The 18,398-nt window shown below is 72.3% G+C and carries 15 protein-coding genes; 12 read left to right on the top strand and 3 right to left on the bottom strand.

Going from position 1 to position 18,398, the window contains the following annotated elements; genetic code table 11:
* Positions 1-140: 140 nt before the first annotated feature.
* On the bottom strand, positions 141-1,064 hold the full coding sequence (locus tag ABD211_RS29790) for a diacylglycerol/lipid kinase family protein (RefSeq protein ID WP_344138998.1): 924 nt from the start codon (positions 1,062-1,064) through the stop codon (positions 141-143).
* Between the two features lie 52 nt (positions 1,065-1,116).
* Here ABD211_RS29790 and ABD211_RS29795 point away from each other — a divergent pair, with 52 nt between their 5' ends.
* Both ABD211_RS29795 and ABD211_RS29800 read left to right on the top strand, forming a co-directional pair.
* Positions 1,117-1,539, top strand: a complete 423-nt coding sequence (locus ABD211_RS29795; protein WP_344139000.1) for a hypothetical protein — start codon at positions 1,117-1,119, stop codon at positions 1,537-1,539.
* An 11-nt stretch (positions 1,540-1,550) separates the two neighbouring features.
* Entirely contained in the window at positions 1,551-2,282 is a 732-nt protein-coding gene (locus tag ABD211_RS29800; RefSeq protein ID WP_344139002.1) for a FadR/GntR family transcriptional regulator, read from the top strand.
* Here ABD211_RS29800 and ABD211_RS29805 read toward each other — a convergent pair.
* Entirely contained in the window at positions 2,279-2,692 is a 414-nt protein-coding gene (locus ABD211_RS29805; protein ID WP_344139004.1) for an ATP-binding protein, read from the bottom strand. The genes ABD211_RS29800 and ABD211_RS29805 overlap by 4 nt on opposite strands.
* A 53-nt stretch (positions 2,693-2,745) precedes the next feature.
* Positions 2,746-3,390, bottom strand: a complete 645-nt coding sequence (locus ABD211_RS29810; protein ID WP_344139006.1) for a sigma-70 family RNA polymerase sigma factor — start codon at positions 3,388-3,390, stop codon at positions 2,746-2,748.
* A 335-nt stretch (positions 3,391-3,725) separates the two neighbouring features.
* Between ABD211_RS29810 and ABD211_RS29815 the strand changes: the two genes are divergently transcribed.
* From ABD211_RS29815 to ABD211_RS29860, 10 genes are all read left to right on the top strand, one after another.
* Positions 3,726-4,430 (top strand): class I SAM-dependent methyltransferase, encoded by a 705-nt coding sequence (locus tag ABD211_RS29815; protein ID WP_344139008.1) that lies wholly within the window; start codon positions 3,726-3,728, stop codon positions 4,428-4,430.
* A gap of 109 nt (positions 4,431-4,539) precedes the next feature.
* Complete coding sequence (locus ABD211_RS29820) at positions 4,540-6,408, top strand: Ig-like domain-containing protein (RefSeq protein WP_344139010.1); 1,869 nt, start codon at positions 4,540-4,542, stop codon at positions 6,406-6,408.
* A gap of 164 nt (positions 6,409-6,572) precedes the next feature.
* Entirely contained in the window at positions 6,573-8,198 is a 1,626-nt protein-coding gene (locus ABD211_RS29825; RefSeq protein ID WP_344139012.1) for a DUF11 domain-containing protein, read from the top strand.
* Between the two features lie 159 nt (positions 8,199-8,357).
* Entirely contained in the window at positions 8,358-9,311 is a 954-nt protein-coding gene (locus tag ABD211_RS29830) for a L,D-transpeptidase (protein ID WP_344139014.1), read from the top strand.
* Between the two features lie 211 nt (positions 9,312-9,522).
* A complete protein-coding gene (locus ABD211_RS29835) occupies positions 9,523-10,110 on the top strand; it encodes a DUF4956 domain-containing protein (RefSeq protein ID WP_344139016.1) in 588 nt (195 codons plus the stop codon).
* A complete protein-coding gene (locus ABD211_RS29840; RefSeq protein WP_344139018.1) occupies positions 10,107-10,910 on the top strand; it encodes a polyphosphate polymerase domain-containing protein in 804 nt (267 codons plus the stop codon). The genes ABD211_RS29835 and ABD211_RS29840 overlap by 4 nt, the downstream gene beginning before the upstream one ends.
* Positions 10,911-10,932: 22 nt before the next feature.
* Entirely contained in the window at positions 10,933-13,065 is a 2,133-nt protein-coding gene (locus ABD211_RS29845) for a CotH kinase family protein (RefSeq protein ID WP_344139020.1), read from the top strand.
* Positions 13,066-13,159: 94 nt separating this feature from the next.
* A complete protein-coding gene (locus tag ABD211_RS29850) occupies positions 13,160-13,990 on the top strand; it encodes a tyrosine-protein phosphatase (RefSeq protein WP_344139022.1) in 831 nt (276 codons plus the stop codon).
* Between the two features lie 227 nt (positions 13,991-14,217).
* Entirely contained in the window at positions 14,218-17,814 is a 3,597-nt protein-coding gene (locus ABD211_RS29855) for an ExeM/NucH family extracellular endonuclease (RefSeq protein ID WP_344139024.1), read from the top strand.
* A gap of 66 nt (positions 17,815-17,880) precedes the next feature.
* On the top strand, positions 17,881-18,398 hold a 518-nt coding region (locus ABD211_RS29860), incomplete at its 3' end, for a hypothetical protein (protein ID WP_344139026.1).

An 18,398-nucleotide genomic window follows, 5' to 3' on the forward strand; every position in this document is an offset into this window, starting at 1 on the left:
GGACGTCACGAGCCATTTGCCCGATATGCACCGAGTTAAGAGCACCCCGATGACAACGCTGCGTAGTCAATCTAGTACGCCACGCCATAGCATGCCAGCATTTCCGACATATGAGCGTGTCGGCGTAGTGGATGTTCCAGTCAGCAGACTACGCGGAGTGCATCCTTCACAGCGGTAAATTTCAGCTCATCCCGCTCACCGAGGTAGTCGCCATCCAGTTGGTACGCCAAAGGATGCGCCGCCTTGAGGGTGAATTCATCCACGTCGTGCAGGGTCGCGACATGTGGGCCGGCCGGCACCCCCTTGCCGGAGAGGATCCGGGCGGCGGCGCGCGCCGTGGCCGACAGCCGCAGGGCGCGCAGCGCCAGGACGTCCAGGCCGGTGTCGAAGCTGGCGTCCGGACTGACGTGCAGCGCCCGCTCGCCTAGGTACGTCCACGGCGCCGTGTTCTGCACGATGACCATGGCCAGGTCGGGGTCGGGTTCGTGGCCGGGCCGGGACAGGGTGACCAGCGGGTCGGTGCGGTCGGTCTCCATCAGGAACTGCGCCATCGTGGACTGCAGGTAGAGCAGCGGGGTGGCGGTGCGCCCGCGCAGCCGCGCCCGCTCCACCTTGCGGACCACCTCGGCATCCAGGCCGAAACCCGCACAGAACGTGAAATACCGCCCGTTGGCGGTGCCCAGCCCGATGGTGCGGAACCGCTTGTGCTGGAGGGCGTCGAGGATCACCGACGTGCCCTCCGCCCAGTCCCGGGGCAGGCCGAGGGCCCGGGCGAAGACGTTGGTGGACCCCCCGGGGACGACGGCGAGCGCCGGCACGTGCGGGCCGGGCCCCTCCGACAGCAGCCCGTTGACCGCCTCGTTCACGGTGCCGTCGCCACCGAGAGTGACGACGACGTCATAACGCTCCGTGAGCGCCTGGCGGGCGAAGTCGGCGGCGTGGCCCCGGCGGCGCGTGTACTCGACGGTCAGTTCGGCCTCGCTGCGCAGCGCCCGCACGAGGAGGTCGCGACCCCGTGCCGACGTGGTGGTGGCCTTGGGGTTGACCACGAGAAGCGCGCGCATGCGGCGAGAGTACCGAGTCGGGCGCCGTGGCCCGCGCCGGTACGCTGCGAGCATGGCCGACACGCCCGAGCAGACGACCGCCGCGCCACCGTCAGGCGCGACGTTGACGTGGGCGGTGCGACTGCTCGCCGCCCAGACTGTCGTCCTCGCGGCGGTCACCGCCCTCACGGTGTGGTCCGACCTGACCGCCGACGCCGGCAGTCTGCAGGCGGCGCTGACCGTCACCGCGTACGCACTGGTGATCACGACGATCTTCGCGGTGCTCACCCGGGCACTGAGCCGCCGCCGCGCGTGGGCCCGCAGCCCCGCCATCGTGCTGGAGCTGCTCCTCGTGCCTATCGGGTGGTACATGGTCAGCGGCGGGGCGCCGTGGCTGGGCGTGCCCGTCCTGCTCGTCGGGTTCGTCGGGGCGGGCCTGTTGCTGGCCCCCGCCACTCGCGCGGCGCTCGGCATCCCCTGGCGACCAGAGGCGTAAACTCACCAATTGTGACCGTTGCGGTACGACTGCCGGCGTACCAGGTTCTCGCCGACGCCATCCAGGCCCAGATCACCTCGGGTGAGCTTCGGCCCGGTGACCGCTTGCCCACCGAGCCGCAGTTGTGCGCGAGCTCCGGGGTGAGCCGCAGCACCGTGCGCGAGGCCCTGCGCCTGCTCGCGAGTCAGCACCTGATCACGACCACGCGTGGCGTGACGGGCGGCAGCTTCGTCGGCCATCCCAGCACCGACCATCTGGCCACCGGTCTGACGACCGGGGTCTCGCTGCTGCTCTCCTCCGGCTCCCTGCGCCAGCGGGACATCCTGGAGATGCGCGGCATCGTGGAGGTGCCGGCCACCGGTTACGCGGCGCTGCGCCGCACGGACGCCGATCTCGCCTCGATCCGGGCCGCCCTGTTGGCGCCCCGCTCGGTCAATCTGGGCGAGCTGCTCGAGGTCCATCGTCAGTTCCACCTGGCGGTCCTCCGGGCGGCCCGGAACCCGCTGGCCGAGCTGATCGGCCGCCCGCTCTATCTGTCGCTGACCAAGGACCGGCTCACCGGGATCATCAACGACGCGTTCTGGGACCGGGTCGACATAGAGCACCACGAGATAGTCGACGCCATCGCGGCGGGCGACGCGGCCGCTGCGCAACGGGCGGCGGCCCGCCACGTCACGCACGTGCGGGAGGCGTTCGACCGGGTGCGCGACCGGGAGGACGTCGCCCTGGCGTCCCGGACCTAACGCCGCGACCGGCGCTTGGTGAGCTCGATGCGGGCGGTGCCGTTGTGCGCCGTGCCCGACACGTCCGTGGCGTATGCCGTCAGCACCTGCCACGCGAACGACGTCGAGGGCAGTTGCGCGCCGGCGACGGTCGGCGTCGCCACGACCACCGTCAGCCCGTCGTCGTGCAGGTCGAAACGGCAGGTCAGAGCTGGTTCCATGGTGGCCGGCGGCAGGCCGAGCAGCAGCGCGCACGCCTCGTCGACGGCGGCCCGCAGGTCCTCGATCTCGTCGGTCGAGAAGCGCAGGCGCGCGGCGAGGCCGGCGGTGGCGGTGCGCACGACGGCGAGATAGGCCGGCTCGGCGGGGACGGTCAGCTCGACGACGTCGCCCTCGACGGTCGCCACCTCGTCCATCTCGCCCTTCGCCATGATGCCTTGACTCTAGGGTGTCGGGGCTCGCGGTCGTGTACCGGATGCGGGGGTCACGCGGCCGCGACCAGCCAGGCCAGTTTCGTCGGGTTGGCGACGACGTAGACGCCGCTGACGCGGCCGTCCGTGACCGCGACGGTGAGGATGAACGCGTCCAGCAGCCGGGCGTGCTCGCGCGGGTCGGCCGGGTAGCGGCGGCGGTCCGCGGCGAGGGCGGCGGCCGCGCGGTGGTGCAGCTGCCGGCAGTGTGCGGGCTCGCGGTCCAGGGCCTCCGCGACCTCCGAGTACGGCAGGTCGAAGGCGGTACGCAGCACGTAGACGGCCCGTTCCGGGGCGGTGAGCCGCTCCATGAGGTGCAGGACGGCGATCGAGAGCGTGTCGTCGCGCAGGGCGGCCTCCTCGGGCAGCCCGCCCGGGTCCCGGCGGGCGCCGGTGGGCAGCGGCTCGGGCAGCCACGGCCCGACGTAGCTCTCCCGCCGGGCCTGCCGGGCGCGCAGGGCGTCGATGGCGAGCCGGGTCACGACCCGGGTCAGGTACCGACGCGGCTCCCGCACCTGCGCGGGGTCCGCGCGGCGCAGCCGGACCCAGGCGTCCTGCAGCACGTCCTCGGCGTCGTGGGCGCTGCCGAGCAGCCGGTACGCCAGCCCGAACAGCATCGGCCGGTGCTCGACCAGCTCAGCAGCACCCGGCGAACTCATGCCGTCACCTACGCTTCGCTCCGGTGCCGTCATGAGTCGTGCCTGAGCTGATGACTCGCTCGCTCATGCCGAGGGCGCCAACCTGGCCGCGACGGCGATGCGGTTCCACGTGTTGATGGTCGCGATCGCCAGGATCAGGTTGGCGGTCTCCTCCTCCGACCACTCCTCGCGGACCGCCGCGGCCCGGATGTGACAGCGGGGAAAGTGACGCGCGCTACACGCCGCCGCGCGGTTAGGTTGTGTCCGTGTTGGACGGTCAGGACAGGCACCGGCGTTGGTCGTTCAATGACAGAGCGGGGGAGTACGCCGCAGCGCGTCCGCCGTACCCGGAAAGGGTGTTCGAGCTGCTGGCGGAGCGCGGGCTGACCGCCGGGGCCAGGGTCCTGGAGATCGGGTCGGGGACGGGTCAGGCCACGGGTGAGCTGCTCGCCCGGGGCGCGGACGTGGTCGCCGTGGAGCCCGGCCCCGGCATGGCGGAGCTGCTGACCGCCCGGCTCGGCGGCGACCGGCTGCGGGTGGTGTGCGCCGACTTCGAGGACGCTCAGCTGCCCGACGCCCCGTTCGACCTGGCGACCTCGGCCACCGCGTTCCATTGGGTGCGACCCGACGTGGCGCTGCCCAAGCTGGCCCGCGCGCTGCGGCCGGGCGGCTGGCTGGCCGTCTGGTGGACCGTGTTCGGTGACCCGGAGAACCCCACCCCGTTCCGGTGGGACCTGCCGGCGCTGTACGACCGGTACCTGCCACACGAGCGGCGCGATCCGACGTTCGTGCCCGGCCCGCTGCGCGTCGACTCGTGGACCGACGAGTTGCGCCAGGGCGGCTGGTTCGGGCCGGTCGAGGTGGAGCTGATCCGGTGGGAGCACCGGCTGACCGCCGCCGGCGCGCGGCGGCTGTTCGGCTCGTTCCCGAACGTCAACGGGCTGCCGGCGGCGCGGCGGGAGGCGTTCCTCGACGAACTGGGCGCCCTCGTCGACGAGCGCGGGGGCGAGGTCGCCGACCCGTACGTGACCGCGGTGTACCTCACGCGTCCGACCCGCTGATCGCTTGTTTGGGCGATTTGCACTATTTGTGCTTTTGAAGGTATTTCATTCGCTACGGTACATAACCGTTATGTGGGAGGAGTCTGTGGCACGAACAGGAAGGTGAAGCATGCTCCGTTCACTGTGGAGCGCGCGCGGCGCGCCCCGGCTGATCGCGGGCTCGGCCGCCGCCGGCGCGGGACTCGCGGCCATCGTGTGGCTCGCGCCCAACGGCTACGCCGACGCCACCTCACCGAGCTGCCCCACCCCCGTCATCAACTCGGGCACGCTCACGCCGCCGATGCCCGGCAAGCTCGTGAACGCCGGCACGTCGACCACGACCATCACCGGCCGGACCGAGGGCGCCTGCGGCTGGTCGGCCGACTCGAGCCTGCACCTGTGGGCGCCCAACCCGAGCTGGTTCCAGGCGGGCAGCCCGGCCGAGCTGGGCGACAACCCGGTGCAGGTCTCGCGGGTGACGGTCACCAAGGATGAGGACCGCGGCGCGACCACCACGACCTACCAGGCGACCGTGCCCTCGTCCGGCGACACCTGGGTCGGGGTGCGGTACCGGATCCCGGACGCGGCGCCCGACCTGGGCTTCGGCGTGAACGAGAGCGCGCTGATCCCGACCCGGATCGTGGTCCGCACGCCGCCGAAGATCAACCCGCCGCCGCCCGTGCTGCCGCACGACAACAGCGACACGCCACTGTCCGGCACCGCGTGGCCCGGCGACACCGTCAAGGTCACCGACCAGGACGGCAACACCGTGTGCACCACGGTGGCGAAGGCCGACGGCACCTGGAGCTGCACCGCCGCGGAGACGTTCCCCAACGGCACGACCTCGCTCAAGGTGTCCGAGCACGGCACCGGGGCGAACAACCCCGAGTACCCGGGCCTCAGCTCGGCCGGCCTGCCCGACCTCGCCGGCAACACCGTGCGGACGGCCGTCATCACGTCCGACCCGGCCGTCATGAAGTCGATCAACGATGCCACGCCGAAGCTGGGCGACGTTGTGACCTACACGATCGTCGCCACGAACAACGGGCCGAACACCGCCGTGTCGTGCTCGGTCGCCGACGCCTTGCCCGACGGCGTGGAGTACGTCTCGTCGACGACGACCGCGGGCACCTTCGACCCCGCGACCGGCGCGTGGACCGGCATCGGCGACCTCGACAAGGGCGAGCGCCAGACGCTGACCATCAAGGCGAAGGTCATCGACCGGGGGACCATCATCAACCCGGCCGAGATCACCGCGACGGCCGCCACCGACGGCACCAACACGAGTCGGCTGCGCGGGGCCGACGGCGTGCCGGACTGGAACCTGAACCCGGCCAACGACGCGGACACCGCCGTGCTGGAGACGGTGCCGTCGGCGGACCCGCAGCTGACCAAGCGGGTCGACCAGCGGGCCCACGAGCTCGGCGACGTCGTCGTCTACACGCTGGTCGCGACGAACAACGGGCCCGACGAGGCCACCGGCGTGTACGTCAGCGACCCGCTGCCCGAAGGCCTGGAGTTCGTGTCGGCCGCGGCGAGCGTCGGTACGTACGACGAGGCGGCCGACCGGTGGGCCATCGGCAACCTGCCGACGACCCTGACCGCCACGCTGACGCTGCGGGCGAGGGCCACCCAGCCCGGCACGATCCGGAACACGGCGACGATCGCCGTGGCGGGTTCGCGGTCCGGCACCAAGGTCGGCAGCAACCCGGGGGACGCCAACACCAACCGGGGCAACGACGCGGACTCGGCGGTCATCGAGGTGCCGGACTCCTCGGGCACCGTCCCGGTCACGAACCCGGGATCGTCCGCGAGTGGGTCTTCGCAGCCGAGCTGGGCCGGCTCGTCCGAATCCGGGGCGGCGAGCGGCAACATGGACAGCCTGCCCGTGACCGGGGCACCGGCCACGGTGGTCGCCCTGCTCGGGTTGGGCGCGGTGCTGTCCGGGTTGGCGGTCATCTTCGGCGCGCGGTACGCGTACCGTCGCCGGACGACCTGACGCGAGGGCACGTGCCGCCCGGCGCCGCCGCTGGCCAGCGGTAGCGCCGGGCGGCGCCGCGTGTCCGCCGGGGCCGGCCGGCGAGTCGTACGAAAGAGCTTTTTGAGGTCATTTCATTAGATAGCTTGGCAAGCGAAGACAGAACGCCGACCGAGGGAAATGCCATGTTCCCTTCGCAGCAGGTCGCGCCCGCACATCGGCCATGGCGGGCGGCCGCCGTCATCGGCGTCGTCTGCGCGGTCGTCGCGTCCGGTGCGCCGCCCGGTCACGCCGACGCCGGCTCGCCAACCTGTCCGAGAGCCCGCGTCACGATGGGCTCCCTGGCGCCGGGGCTGCCGGGCGTCCTGGTCAACGCCGGCACCCCGACGGTCACCGTGCGGGGGCACACCCGCGACACCTGCGGCCGGGCGCCGGACGCCACCCTGCACCTCTGGGCGGCCGAGCCGACCTGGTACCAGGCCGCGACGCGCGACGCGCTCGGCACCCACGCCGTCGACGCCGCCCGCGTCGAGGTCACCCGTGACGAGGCGACCGGGACGACGGACACGGAAGTCGCCGCGAGCGTGCCCGCGTCGGGGGAGTCCTGGGTGGGCGTGCGGTACCGGATCCCCGACGCCGCCACGCGCCTCGGGCGGCCGGTCAGCCACAGCGGGCTCGCCGCGACGAGGATCGTCGTCCGTACGCCGCCGACGATCGATCCGCTGCCGGCCGTCCTCCCGCACGACAACGGCGACACCACGCTGACCGGCACCGCCTGGCCGGGCGACACCGTACGGGTCGGCACGCCGACCGGGCGGCTCATCTGCGAGACGTTCGCCGAGCCCGACGGCCGGTGGACGTGCCCGTCGACGAGCTTCCCGCACGGGGCGACCGAGATCACCGTGCGGCAGGTGGGCGCCGGGCCGAACAACCCCGCCTATCCGGGCCTCGACTCCACCGGGCTGCCCGACCAGACCGGCAACGTCGTGCGGACGCGGGTGATCACCGCCGACCCGGCCGTCCTCGTCGAGGTGGACAACGGGACGCCGAGCGTGGGCGAAACCGTGACGTACACGGTCACGGCGGTGAACCTCGGGCCCGACACCGCCGCGGGGGTGGGCGTCGTCGCCACGCTGCCCGCCGGCGTGCGGTACGTGTCGTCGACCGCGACGGCGGGCACCTTCGACCCCGCCACCGGCGCCTGGACGGGCATCGGTGACCTGGGCCCCATGGCGCGCCGGGAGCTCACCATCTCCGGGCGCGTCGTGGCCGAGGGCAGTTACACCCTGTCCGCGACGATCTCGGCGACGGGCGCGACCGACGGCGTCGGCACGAGCCGGCTGCGCGGCGCCGACGGTGTCGCGGACTGGAACCTCAACGCCGCCAACGACACGGACGCAGCCGTGGTGGCCACCGCGCCGTCGGCTGATCCGCGGCTGCTCAAGCGGGTCAGCCGGCCCGTCTCGCAGGTCGGTGACATCGTGCGGTACACGCTCGTGGCCACGAACGCCGGGCCGGACACGGCCACCGACGTGGTCGTTTACGACCCGCTGCCGCGTGGCCTGGAGTTCGTCTCCGCGCGGTCGAATGTCGGCCTGTTCGACGAGCGGACCAACCGGTGGACCATCGGCGACCTGCCGACGACGGTGACGGCCCGGCTCGTGCTGCGCACGCGGGTCGTCCGCCAGGGCGTGATCCGCAACGCGGCCACCGTCCGGGCGGGCGGCGCCCGGCGTGGCGCCGCGTCGGGCCCCGACGCGAACACCGACGTCACCAACGACGCGAGCGTGGCGGTCATCACGGTGCGCTGACGCCTACCGCGCCCGGGTGACCCGGCGGGAAACCCGTCGACGGCCCATGTTCCGGCGATCTGTCCTGCTCAGGGCCGTTTTCGCGCCCGGATTGGGACGGGTGCGGCGCGGGTAGCATCGGATTGCGAGTCGCAGACCACCGTTGGGGAGGGGTCGACCGTGACGTGGAAGCGTGTGCTGCCCGGGCTTGTCGTCCTGGCGATCGCCCAGTCCCTGCTGACCGCGTGCGGCGGCGGAGGCGCCGGTGCACAGTGGACGCAGGGCTCGTCGCCCGGCGCGCCGTCGCAGACCGCCGGGACCCCGGCGCCCTCCGGGTCGCCGAAACCCACGGGCAGGCCGGTGCACGTCCGGCTCTTCCAGGGCGACGGGTCGACGTGGGGCGTCGGCATGCCGATCATCGCGTACCTGTCGGCGTCCATCACGGACGCGAAGCCGTTCGCCGAGGCCACGAAGGTGACCGTGGACGGCGCCCCCGTCGCGGGGGCGTGGTATTTCCAGAAGTCCGCGATCTACAAGGGCTATCCGCTGGAGGCCCACTACCGCCTGCGGGACTACTGGCCCGCGCACGCCGAGATCCACATGGACCTGCCGGTGGAGGGCCTGTCGGGCGGGCCCGGGTGGGTCTACGACAACAGCCTCACGCTGGACATGTCGACCGGCGCGGCCAACGTCGCCAAGATCGACGGTAAAACCAAGCGGATGATCGTCACGTCCGACGGGAAGCAGAAGTTCAACTTCCCCGTCTCGCTGGGCGCCGCCAAGACGCCGACGTTCAACGGCACGAAGATCGTCATGGCGAAGTCCAAGGTCGAGCGCATGGTCGGCGACGACTACGACGTGAAGGTGCCGTGGTCGGTGCGGATCACCAACTCGGGCGAGTTCATCCACTCGGCGTCCTGGAACGGCGGCAACATCGGCCGGCGCAGCACCTCGCACGGCTGCACGAACCTGCTCGTCGCCGACGCCAAGAAGTACTTCGACTTCGTCCAGATCGGCGACGTGACCACCTACGTCAACACCGGCGGCAAGACGATGCCCAGCTGGGACGGGTTCGGCGACTGGAACCTGCCCTGGTCGACGTGGCAGTCCGGCGGCGCGGTGTCCACTTCCTAGCGACGCATCGATTAACGGGAATTTTCCGTCACGTTCGAAAATGACGGCCCCGCGACCTCGCCGGTCGCGGGGCCGTCCTGTCGCGTCGACCGATATCGATTGGATAAAAGTCTCGATAGATGTCGATAGATTTATGCGAGTCTCTTCGTAAGGCGCCGTTCACCTGACGGATGCCTGATCGATACCTGTGTCTCGCCTGGAGGAGACGGACTTGTCGCAGATCTGGTCCTTCGTGATCGACATCGTGGCGGTCGGCCTACTCGTCTTCGGACTGTATTTCCCCCGCCACCGCCGGCGGGACCTCGTCGTCGCGTACCTCGGCGTCAACGTCGGCGTCCTCGCCGTCGCCAGCGCCGTCAGCCAGACCTCCAGCGGGACCGGCCTGGGGCTCGGGCTCGCCCTGTTCGGCGTGCTGTCCATCATCCGGCTCCGCTCCACCGAGCTTGACCAGCACGAGGTGGCGTACTTCTTCGCCTCGCTCGCGCTGGGCATCCTGTGCGCGCTCGGCAGGCCCAACTGGATCTCGGGCGGACTCGTCGCGCTGCTCCTGCTGGTCATGTACGCCGGCGACCACCCCCGCCTGCTGCGCGGGTACCACCAGCAGATCATCGTGCTCGACTCGGCCATCACCGACCGGGTCGCGCTCCTGGCCCACCTGGAGCAGCTGCTCGGCGCCCGCGTGCGGGCCGCGACCGTGCAACGCCTCGACCTCGTCAACGACACGACCACCGTGGACGTGCGCTACTCGCAGGCGCCGTCGGGCGTGCGGGTGCCCGTGTCGACCGGGGCGCCCCGGTGACCGCCACCGCGGTGCGCGAGCCGCTGTGGCACCCGCCGGCCATCGGGCTCGACGAGTTGCTCGCGCTGGCCGCGTTGCAGACCCGCGTCGACCGCAAGTACGTCGTGCCGCTCGGTGAGGTCGACGCGCTGCTCGCCGCGGCGGTGACCGGGGCCCGGGTGCTGGAGATCGACGGCGCCCGGTCGTTCGCCTACGAGTCGCTCTACTTCGACACCCCGGACCTGTTGAGCTACCGGCTCACCGCCTACCGGCGGCGGCGCCGGTTCAAGATCCGGACGCGGTGCTACCTCGACTCGGGCGACTGCTGGCTCGAGGTCAAAACCGCGGGACAACGCGGGAGTACGGTCAAGAACCGGTCCCCGTACGCCCTGGACGACCGGGCCAGCCTGCACCCGGGCCGGCCGTTCGTGCGCGGCGCGCTCGAGGCGGGCGCGGTGCCCGTCGACCCGGACTCGGCGTTCGTGCCGACGCTGATCACCCGGTACCAACGCACGACCCTGTACCTGCCGGACACGGCGAGCCGGGTCACTGTCGACACCCGGCTCACCTGGGAGGACGCCGGGCGCCGGCTGCACCTGCCGGGCGTCGCCATCATCGAGACGAAGTCGGGCTCGACGACCTCCTGGGCCGACCGCCTGCTGTGGCGGCGGGGCCACCGGCCCGCCCGCATCTCCAAGTACGCCACGGGGCTCGCCGCCCTGCGCCCCGAACTGCCCGCCCCGCCGTGGCGGCAGACCCTGCGCCGGCATTTCGTGCCAACCGGCCGCACGGTCGCCACCCACTCCACCAGCTGGCTCTGACCCCCGAGGACGTGACCCGCACATGAGAAGGTCCCTGCTGAAAACCGTCGTGCCCGCCGGGCTCGTCGTCGTACTCGTGGCGGGTCTCGCCACGACGCGGGCGATCGCGGCCGACACCGGAAATGTCGCTGCGCTGCCTCTGGCCGCTAACGCGGCAGGTGACCAGGCCGGCGACATCGTGTACTCCACCCCTAGCGGCACCTTCGCCGGGAGCGTGTCGGTGTCCCTGAGCACGGCGATCGCCGGTGCGCAGATCCGCTACACGACGGACGGCTCGGTGCCGTCGGCGAGCTCGCCCGTCTACGGCTCGGCGGTGCAGATCACGCGCACCACCCAGCTGCGGGCGCAGGCGTTCGTGAGCGGCGCGGCGAGCGGCAACCCGGGCTCCCAGTTGTACGTCGCGCAGAACGTGTCCACCTCGCACGACCTGCCCGTGCTGGTCATCGACAACTACGGCAAGGGGGTGCCGGGTCGGGACTACGTCGACGCGGCGTTGCTCGAGCTGCCCGCGGGCTCGCTCGCCGGGGCGCCCGTGCTCGCCACCCGGGCCGGGGTGCACCTGCACGGCAACTCCAGCACGATGTTCGCCAAGAAGCCGTGGCGGGTCGAGTTCCGCGACAACACCGACGACGACGCCGACTACCCGTTCCTCGGCCTGCCCTCCGACTCGGACTGGGTGCTGCGCGGGCCGTTCTCCGACAAGTCGCTCGTGCGCGACGCGCTCATGTTCGACCTCGACCGGGAGATGGGGCACCCGGCGCCGCGCTACAGGTTCGTCGAGCTGTACTTCAACACCGACGCGCAGCCGGTTGGCGCCGACGACTACCAGGGCGTGTACGTCGCCATGGAGACCATCAAGAACTCCAAGAACCGCAACAACCTCAAGGACCTCGACGAGGACGACGTCACCGAGCCGACCATCAGCGGCGGCTACATCATGCACTTCGAGTGGCAGGCCGCCGAGGAACCCACGCTGCCGTGCAGTGGGGCCAACTGCTGGCAGTTCCTGGAGGTGGCCGACCCGGACCCGCTGGTCGCCGCGCAGAAGACCTGGATCACCAACTACGTCAAGCAGTTCTCCGACGCGCTGCACGGCGGCTCGTGGACGGACCCGAACACCGGGTACGCCGCCTACATCGACGTGAACTCGTTCGTCGACCAGGTGATCCTCTACGAGCTCGGCCGCGACATGGACGCCTACATCCGCAGCTTCTACCTGTACAAGGACCGTGGCGCGAAGCTGTTCGCCGGGCCGATCTGGGACAGCGACCTGACGTTCGGTGTCGGCGGGTACTTCAACAACAACTCCACCTCGGGCTGGCAGTACCAGCAGACGCGTACCCCGGTGGCCAACGACTGGGTCAACCGGCTCATGCAGGACCCGGCGTTCGTAAACCTGATCAAGCAGCGCTGGTCGACGCTGCGCCAGGGGATCCTGTCCAACGCGTCGCTGGAGGCGCGGATCAACCAGCTCACCGCGCCGCTCGGCAACGCCGCGCAGCGCAACTTCACCAAGTGGCCGAACCTGTCCACGCAGATGATCGGGCCGTTCATCACGCCGACCGCCAACACCTGGCAGGGTCAGGTCCAGCAGCTCAAGACGTGGATGCAGCAGCGCGCCGCGTGGCTGGACTCGTCGTCCGGGGGCGCGTGGTTGACGACGGTCGTGCCGACCTCGGCGCCCGTCACGACGCGGCCGCCGACGTCCGCGCCTGTCACCTCGCGGCCGCCGACGTCCGCGCCCGTCACCTCGCGGCCGCCGACGAGCGCGCCCGTCACGTCCGCGCCGATCACGACGCGGCCGGTCACCTCCGCGCCCGTCACCACGCGGGCGGCGACGTCCGGGCCGGTGTCGGGCGGGTGCTCGGCGGCCTACACCACGGTCAGCCAGTGGCCGGGTGGGTTCCAGGGCGACGTCAAGGTCACCGCCGGTCCCTCGGCCATCAACGGCTGGCGGGTGACGTGGACGTTCGCCAATGGACAGACGGTCACGCAGTCGTGGGGCGCCACGGTGACGGCCAGCGGCTCGGCCGTGACCGCGACGAACGTGTCCTACAACGGGGCCCTGGCCGGCGGGGCAAGTACGACATTCGGGTTCCTCGGGTCCTGGAATGGCACGAATACGGCGCCGTCGGTAACCTGTACCGCGCTGTGAGCCAGCGAATCGGCGGCGGCCCCGAGGACATGCGGGGCCGCCGCCGCTGGCATATCCGGTGGGGCGGCCCGGTTTCCGTCATTAAGCTGCGTCCATGGAGAACACCGTGACCGCCGGGTCGCCCCGCGTGGGGGAGCCCGGTTGTGCGATCGGCATCGCGTCCCTGCCCAACCTGCGTGACCTCGGCGGTTGGCCGACCGCCGACGGCGGACGCGTGCGTGCCGGCCTGTTCTACCGATCGGTCGATCTCAGCAGGCTCGCCGACGCGGACCTCGACGCCTTCGGCGCGCTGAACATCCGCACCATCTACGACCTGCGCACCGTCGCCGAGCGCGACCAGGCGCCCGACCGGCTGCCCGACGGCGCGGTGTACGTGTCGCTCGACGTGCTGGCCGACGCGATGCGGTCGGCGCCCGCGACCCTGACCGACGTGCTCGCCGACCCGGCGCTCGCGACGAAGCTGCTCAGCAACGGCCGGGCCGTGACCATGTTCGAGGGGGCGTACCGGCAGATCGTCGCCTCCGACAGCGCCCGCGCCGCGTACCGGCAGCTCTATCTGGAGCTGGCCGACCCGGCGTGCCGGCCGGCGCTGGTGCACTGCCTGACCGGCAAGGACCGCACGGGCTGGGCGGCCGCCGCGCTGCTGCTCGTGCTCGGCGTGCCCGACGAGCTGGTCCGGGCCGACTACCTGCTCACCAACGCGCAGCTGCTGCCAGCCCTGCAGCCGAAGTTCGACGCGTTCGCCGCCCGGGGCGGCGACCCGGAGCTGCTCATGCCGGTGTTCGGCGTCCGCGAGCAGTACCTCAACGCGGCCATTGACGAGATGCACCACCGCTACGGCACGATCGACGACTACTTCACCACTGCCCTGGGCCTGACCGACACGCTGGTCGCAACTCTCCGAGCCGCCTTCATCGAGCGTTAGCCTTTCTTGCGGTGTTTGGACCGTTACGCAGGTTATCGCGCGCTGAATTCCCAGCCTGACGGTCCAAACGTCGGTGGGCCGCAGTCAGTGGTCGTTGAACATTTCGCGAACGCTGCGAAGAGGGTTTCCGGCCGGTAGCCGGGCACGTACGTTGGCGGGGCCGGAAGCCGCGCTCCAGTGTGGAGGTTCGTGCCGTGGGTCGTTGGAGTCGTCGTCGGGTCGCGGGTGTGACTGCCGCACTGTTGGCCGTTTCCCTCGCCGCCGTGGTCGTGAACGCCTCGTCCGCGGCCGCGGACTTCGGGGAGGGCAACCTGGTCGTGCTGCGGGTGGGCACCGGGTCGGCCGCGCTGAGCTCGGCGGCCACCGAGGCGTTCCTGGACGAGTACACCCCGGCGGGCGCCCTGGTGCGGACCGTGGCGCTGCCCACGACAGGCACCGGTGCCAACCGGCGGCTGACCGTCAGCGGATCGGCGACCACCGAAGGGGCGCTGGCGCGTTCGGCGGACGGGCGCTACCTGACCCTCGGCGGATACGACGCCGACCCGGGCACGGCGTCCGTGGCCGGGACGGCCGCCGCCACGACCGCGCGGGTGGTCGCCCGCGTCGACGGCGCGGGCGTGGTGGACACGTCGACCGCGCTGACGGACGCGTACAGCGGCGGGAACATCCGCGGCGCCGTGACCGACGACGGCAGCCGCTTCTGGACCGTCGGCTCCGCCGGCGGGGTGCGCCTCGCCGCGGCCGGTGCCTCGACCTCCACGCAGATCAACAGCGCGGCACCGGTGAACCTGCGGGTCGCCGGGATCGTGGCCGGGCAGCTCTACGTCACCACGGGCAGCTCCCCGACCGGCCTGTACGCCGTGGGCGCGGGCCTGCCGACCACCGGCGGCCAGACCCCGGCGCTGGCGGCGGCCGCCCCCAGCCCGTACGGGTTCGCGGCGCTCGACCGTGACGCGACGGTCCCCGGGGTCGACACCCTGTACGTCGCCGACGACAACGGCACGGCGGGCGGCGTCCTCAAGTTCTCCTTCGACGGCGCGACGTGGACCGCGCGCGGCGCGTTCCGGCCGGGCGGCGCCGGGGCGCGCGGCATCACCGGCGCGGTGACCGGGTCGGGCGCGACGCTGTTCGCCACGACCACCACCAGCGGCGGCCAGCTCGTGAAGGTCGAGGACACGGCCGCCTTCGACGCCACCATCGCCGCCACCTCGACCGTGCTGGCCACGCCCCCGGCGAACACGGCCCTGCGCGGCGTCGCCTTCGCGCCGACGCCCACGACGTCCGGGCCCACGACCGCGGCGCCGACGACGGCTGAACCCACGTCGGCCGCGCCCACGACGGCTGAACCCACGACCGGGGCCCCGACAACCGCGCCGCCGACGACCGCCCCGACCACGACCGCCCCGACCACGACCGCCCCGCCTGTGCCGTGCACGACGGCCGCGGTCGCCATCGGCTCGGTGCAGGGCGCGGGCGACCTCAGTCCGGTGGCCGGCAGTTCGGTGACCATCCGCGGCACCGTGGTCGGCGACTACGAGGGCGCGAGCCCCGCGCTGCGCGGGTTCTACCTGCAGGACGCCGGCGACGGCCTCCCGGCCACCTCCGACGGTGTGTTCGTCTTCAACGGCAGCGCCAACGTCGTCGCCCCCGGCGACGTGGTCCAGGTGACCGGCACGGTGTCGGAGTTCCAGGGCCAGACGCAGCTCACCGCGGCGGTCGGCGGCGTCGAGGCGTGCGGCACGACCGCGCCGGTGACCCCGGTCGACATCACCCTGCCCGTGACCGACCTCGAACCGTACGAGGGGATGCTGGTGCGGGTGCACCAGACGCTTACCGTCACCGAGCACTTCCAGCTCGGCCGGTTCGGCCAGGTCGTGGTGTCGTCGGGCGGCCGGCTGCGCCAGCCCACCTCGGACATCCGCGCCACGGACACGGCGGCGGTCGCCGCGGCGCAGGCCGCCAACAACCGCAACCGGCTGATCATCGATGACGCGACCAACGGCCAGAACCCCGACCCGATCGCGTTCGGGCGCGGCGGTCAGCCGCTGTCCGCGAGCAACACGCTGCGCGGCGGCGACACGGTGACCGACCCGGTCGGCGTGCTCACCTACACCTGGGCCGGCAACGCGGCCAGCGGCAACGCCTACCGGCTGCGGCCGCTGGGCGCGCTCGGCGGCGCCGCCACGTTCGTCGCGGCCAACGAGCGCCCCACGACCCCGCCGGACACGGGCGCCGGGTCGGTGCGCGTGGCCAGCGCGAACCTGCTCAACTTCTTCACCGAGTTCACCAACTGCCGCTTCGGCACGCAGGGCGCGGTCACCGACTGCCGGGGCGCGAGCGACGCCACGGAGTACCAGCGCCAGCTCGCCAAGGAGGTCGCGTCGCTGCGCTTCCTCGACGCCGACGTCATCGGCTACATGGAGATGCAGAACAACGGGTACGGCCCGACCAGCGCGGTGCGGGCGCTCGTCGACGCCCTGAACGCGGCCGACGGCCCGGGTACCTGGGCGTTCGTCGACGCCGACGCCGCCACCGGCGTGGTCGACGTGGCGGGCACCGACGCGATCAAGGCCGGCATCATCTACCGCGCCGCGGCGGTCACGCCGCTGGCGTTCGGCACGTTCGTCAACCAGGACGCGATCTACGAGCGCCGCCCGGTGGCCCAGGCGTTCACCACCCCGGACGGCGGCCGGTTCACGGTCGTGGCCAACCACTTCAAGTCCAAGGGCTCCTGTCCGACCTCCGGCCCGGACACCGATCAGGGCGACGGTCAGAGCTGCTGGAACGCGCGTCGCACCACGCAGGCGACCACGCTGGCCGGCTGGCTCGCGGACACGGTGGTGCCGGCCGTCGGCGACCCGGACGTGTTCATCGTCGGCGACCTGAACTCCTACGCCGGCGAGGACCCGATCGCGGCGCTGGAGGCGGCCGGCTACACCAACCTCGTCAAGGCCTACCACGGCGACGACGCGTACTCGTACGTGTTCGACGGGCAGTGGGGCTACCTGGACTACGTGCTGGCATCGGCCAGCGCCGTGCCGCAGGTGACCGGGGCCGGCGACGCGCACCACAACGCCGACGAGCCGTCGGTGCTCGACTACCTGACGGACTTCAAGAGCGCCGGCCAGATCACCTCGCTGTACGCCCCGGACCGGTTCCGGACCAGCGACCACGACCCGGTGGTGGTCGGCTTCGCGCCGAGCGTGACCCGGGCGGCCACGACGACGACGCTCGCCACCTCGGGCAGCCCGTCGGTGCTGGGCGCCCCGGTGCGGTTCACGGCGACGGTGGCCGGCCCGGCCGGCGTCCCGGTCGCGGGCACGGTGCAGTTCACCGTCGACGGTCGCCCGTTCGGCGCCCCCGTCGCCGTGACCGGCGGCGTGGCCGGCCTGGAGACCGCGGCCCTGCCCGCCGGCACGCACACGGTCACGGCCGCCTACTCCGGGAGCGCGGCCCTGCTCGCGAGCTCCGCGACGGCGGTCACCCAGTTCGTCCGGTACGCCGTGACGATCACCTCGCCGGCCGCGGGCGCCAGCGTCCGGGCCGGGACGACCGTGCCGATCAGGGTGACGCTCGCCGACGCCTCGGGCACCCCGATCCCGTGGGTCGAGGGCCTGGTCGTGGGCCTGACCCGGGTCAAGGTCTCCGCGTCGGGCGCGCAGACGCTCCCGGCGGTCACCCCGCTGTACGACCCGATCTCGCGGTCGTACCTGGTGCCGTGGCCGACGACCAGGCGGCCCACCGGGACGGTGACGATCGCGGTCGACGTGGCCTACCCGGGCGCGGCGACCCAGCGGGTGACCACCACGCTGACCCTGTCCTGACCCCGACACCGCCGGGCGCCGGGTCGTCATAGGGTGGGACCTCCCCGGAGACCGGGAAGGACACCCATGACGACCCGGCTACGCGGCGGCCCGCTGACGACCGCCGCCTCGGCGCTGGCCTTCGGCGTGCTCGGCTGGCTGTGCGGCCACGAGGTCGTCCTGCGCCTGTTGGCCCACAGTCACGGGGCCGATCACGGCGTGGCCGCCGGCGTTGAGCATGTCCACGACAGCCGGGCCGCTACGGTGATCATCGCGGCGTTCGTGGGCGTGACCGCGCTGGTCGCGGCCCTGTCGCCCGTCATCCGGCGCGGCCTGTCCGGTCACCAGGCGTGGGCGCTGCATGCTCCCCTGTCGACGGTCGGCTTCCTCGCCGTGGAGCTTGCGCGCTCCGGCGTCGCGGGCGAGCACATCCTCCCGCCGCCGCTGGTCCTGCTCGTCGGCTGCCTGGTCCAGGCGCTCATCGGCACCGGTGGCGCGCTGCTGTGGCGGGCCGGCGCGGCCGCGCTGCGCCGATGCGTCGCGTGCCTGCGCGCGGTCCCGGACGCGTCCCTACGGCTCCGGCCGGCGCCGCCCGTCGGCCCGGC

It is taken from the genome of Luedemannella flava, from assembly GCF_039528515.1.
Classification (GTDB): Bacteria; Actinomycetota; Actinomycetes; order Mycobacteriales; family Micromonosporaceae; genus Luedemannella; species Luedemannella flava.

Bases quoted from the DNA above. Each gene is read 5' to 3' on its own strand.
- ABD211_RS29810 (WP_344139006.1), bottom strand. From the start codon at position 3,390: ATGAGTTCGCCGGGTGCTGCTGAGCTGGTCGAGCACCGGCCGATGCTG.
- ABD211_RS29805 (WP_344139004.1), bottom strand. From the start codon at position 2,692: ATGGCGAAGGGCGAGATGGACGAGGTGGCGACCGTCGAGGGCGACGTC.
- ABD211_RS29795 (WP_344139000.1), top strand. From the start codon at position 1,117: ATGGCCGACACGCCCGAGCAGACGACCGCCGCGCCACCGTCAGGCGCG.
- ABD211_RS29850 (WP_344139022.1), top strand. From the start codon at position 13,160: ATGGAGAACACCGTGACCGCCGGGTCGCCCCGCGTGGGGGAGCCCGGT.
- ABD211_RS29820 (WP_344139010.1), top strand. From the start codon at position 4,540: ATGCTCCGTTCACTGTGGAGCGCGCGCGGCGCGCCCCGGCTGATCGCG.
- ABD211_RS29790 (WP_344138998.1), bottom strand. From the start codon at position 1,064: ATGCGCGCGCTTCTCGTGGTCAACCCCAAGGCCACCACCACGTCGGCA.
- ABD211_RS29825 (WP_344139012.1), top strand. From the start codon at position 6,573: ATGTTCCCTTCGCAGCAGGTCGCGCCCGCACATCGGCCATGGCGGGCG.
- ABD211_RS29845 (WP_344139020.1), top strand. From the start codon at position 10,933: ATGAGAAGGTCCCTGCTGAAAACCGTCGTGCCCGCCGGGCTCGTCGTC.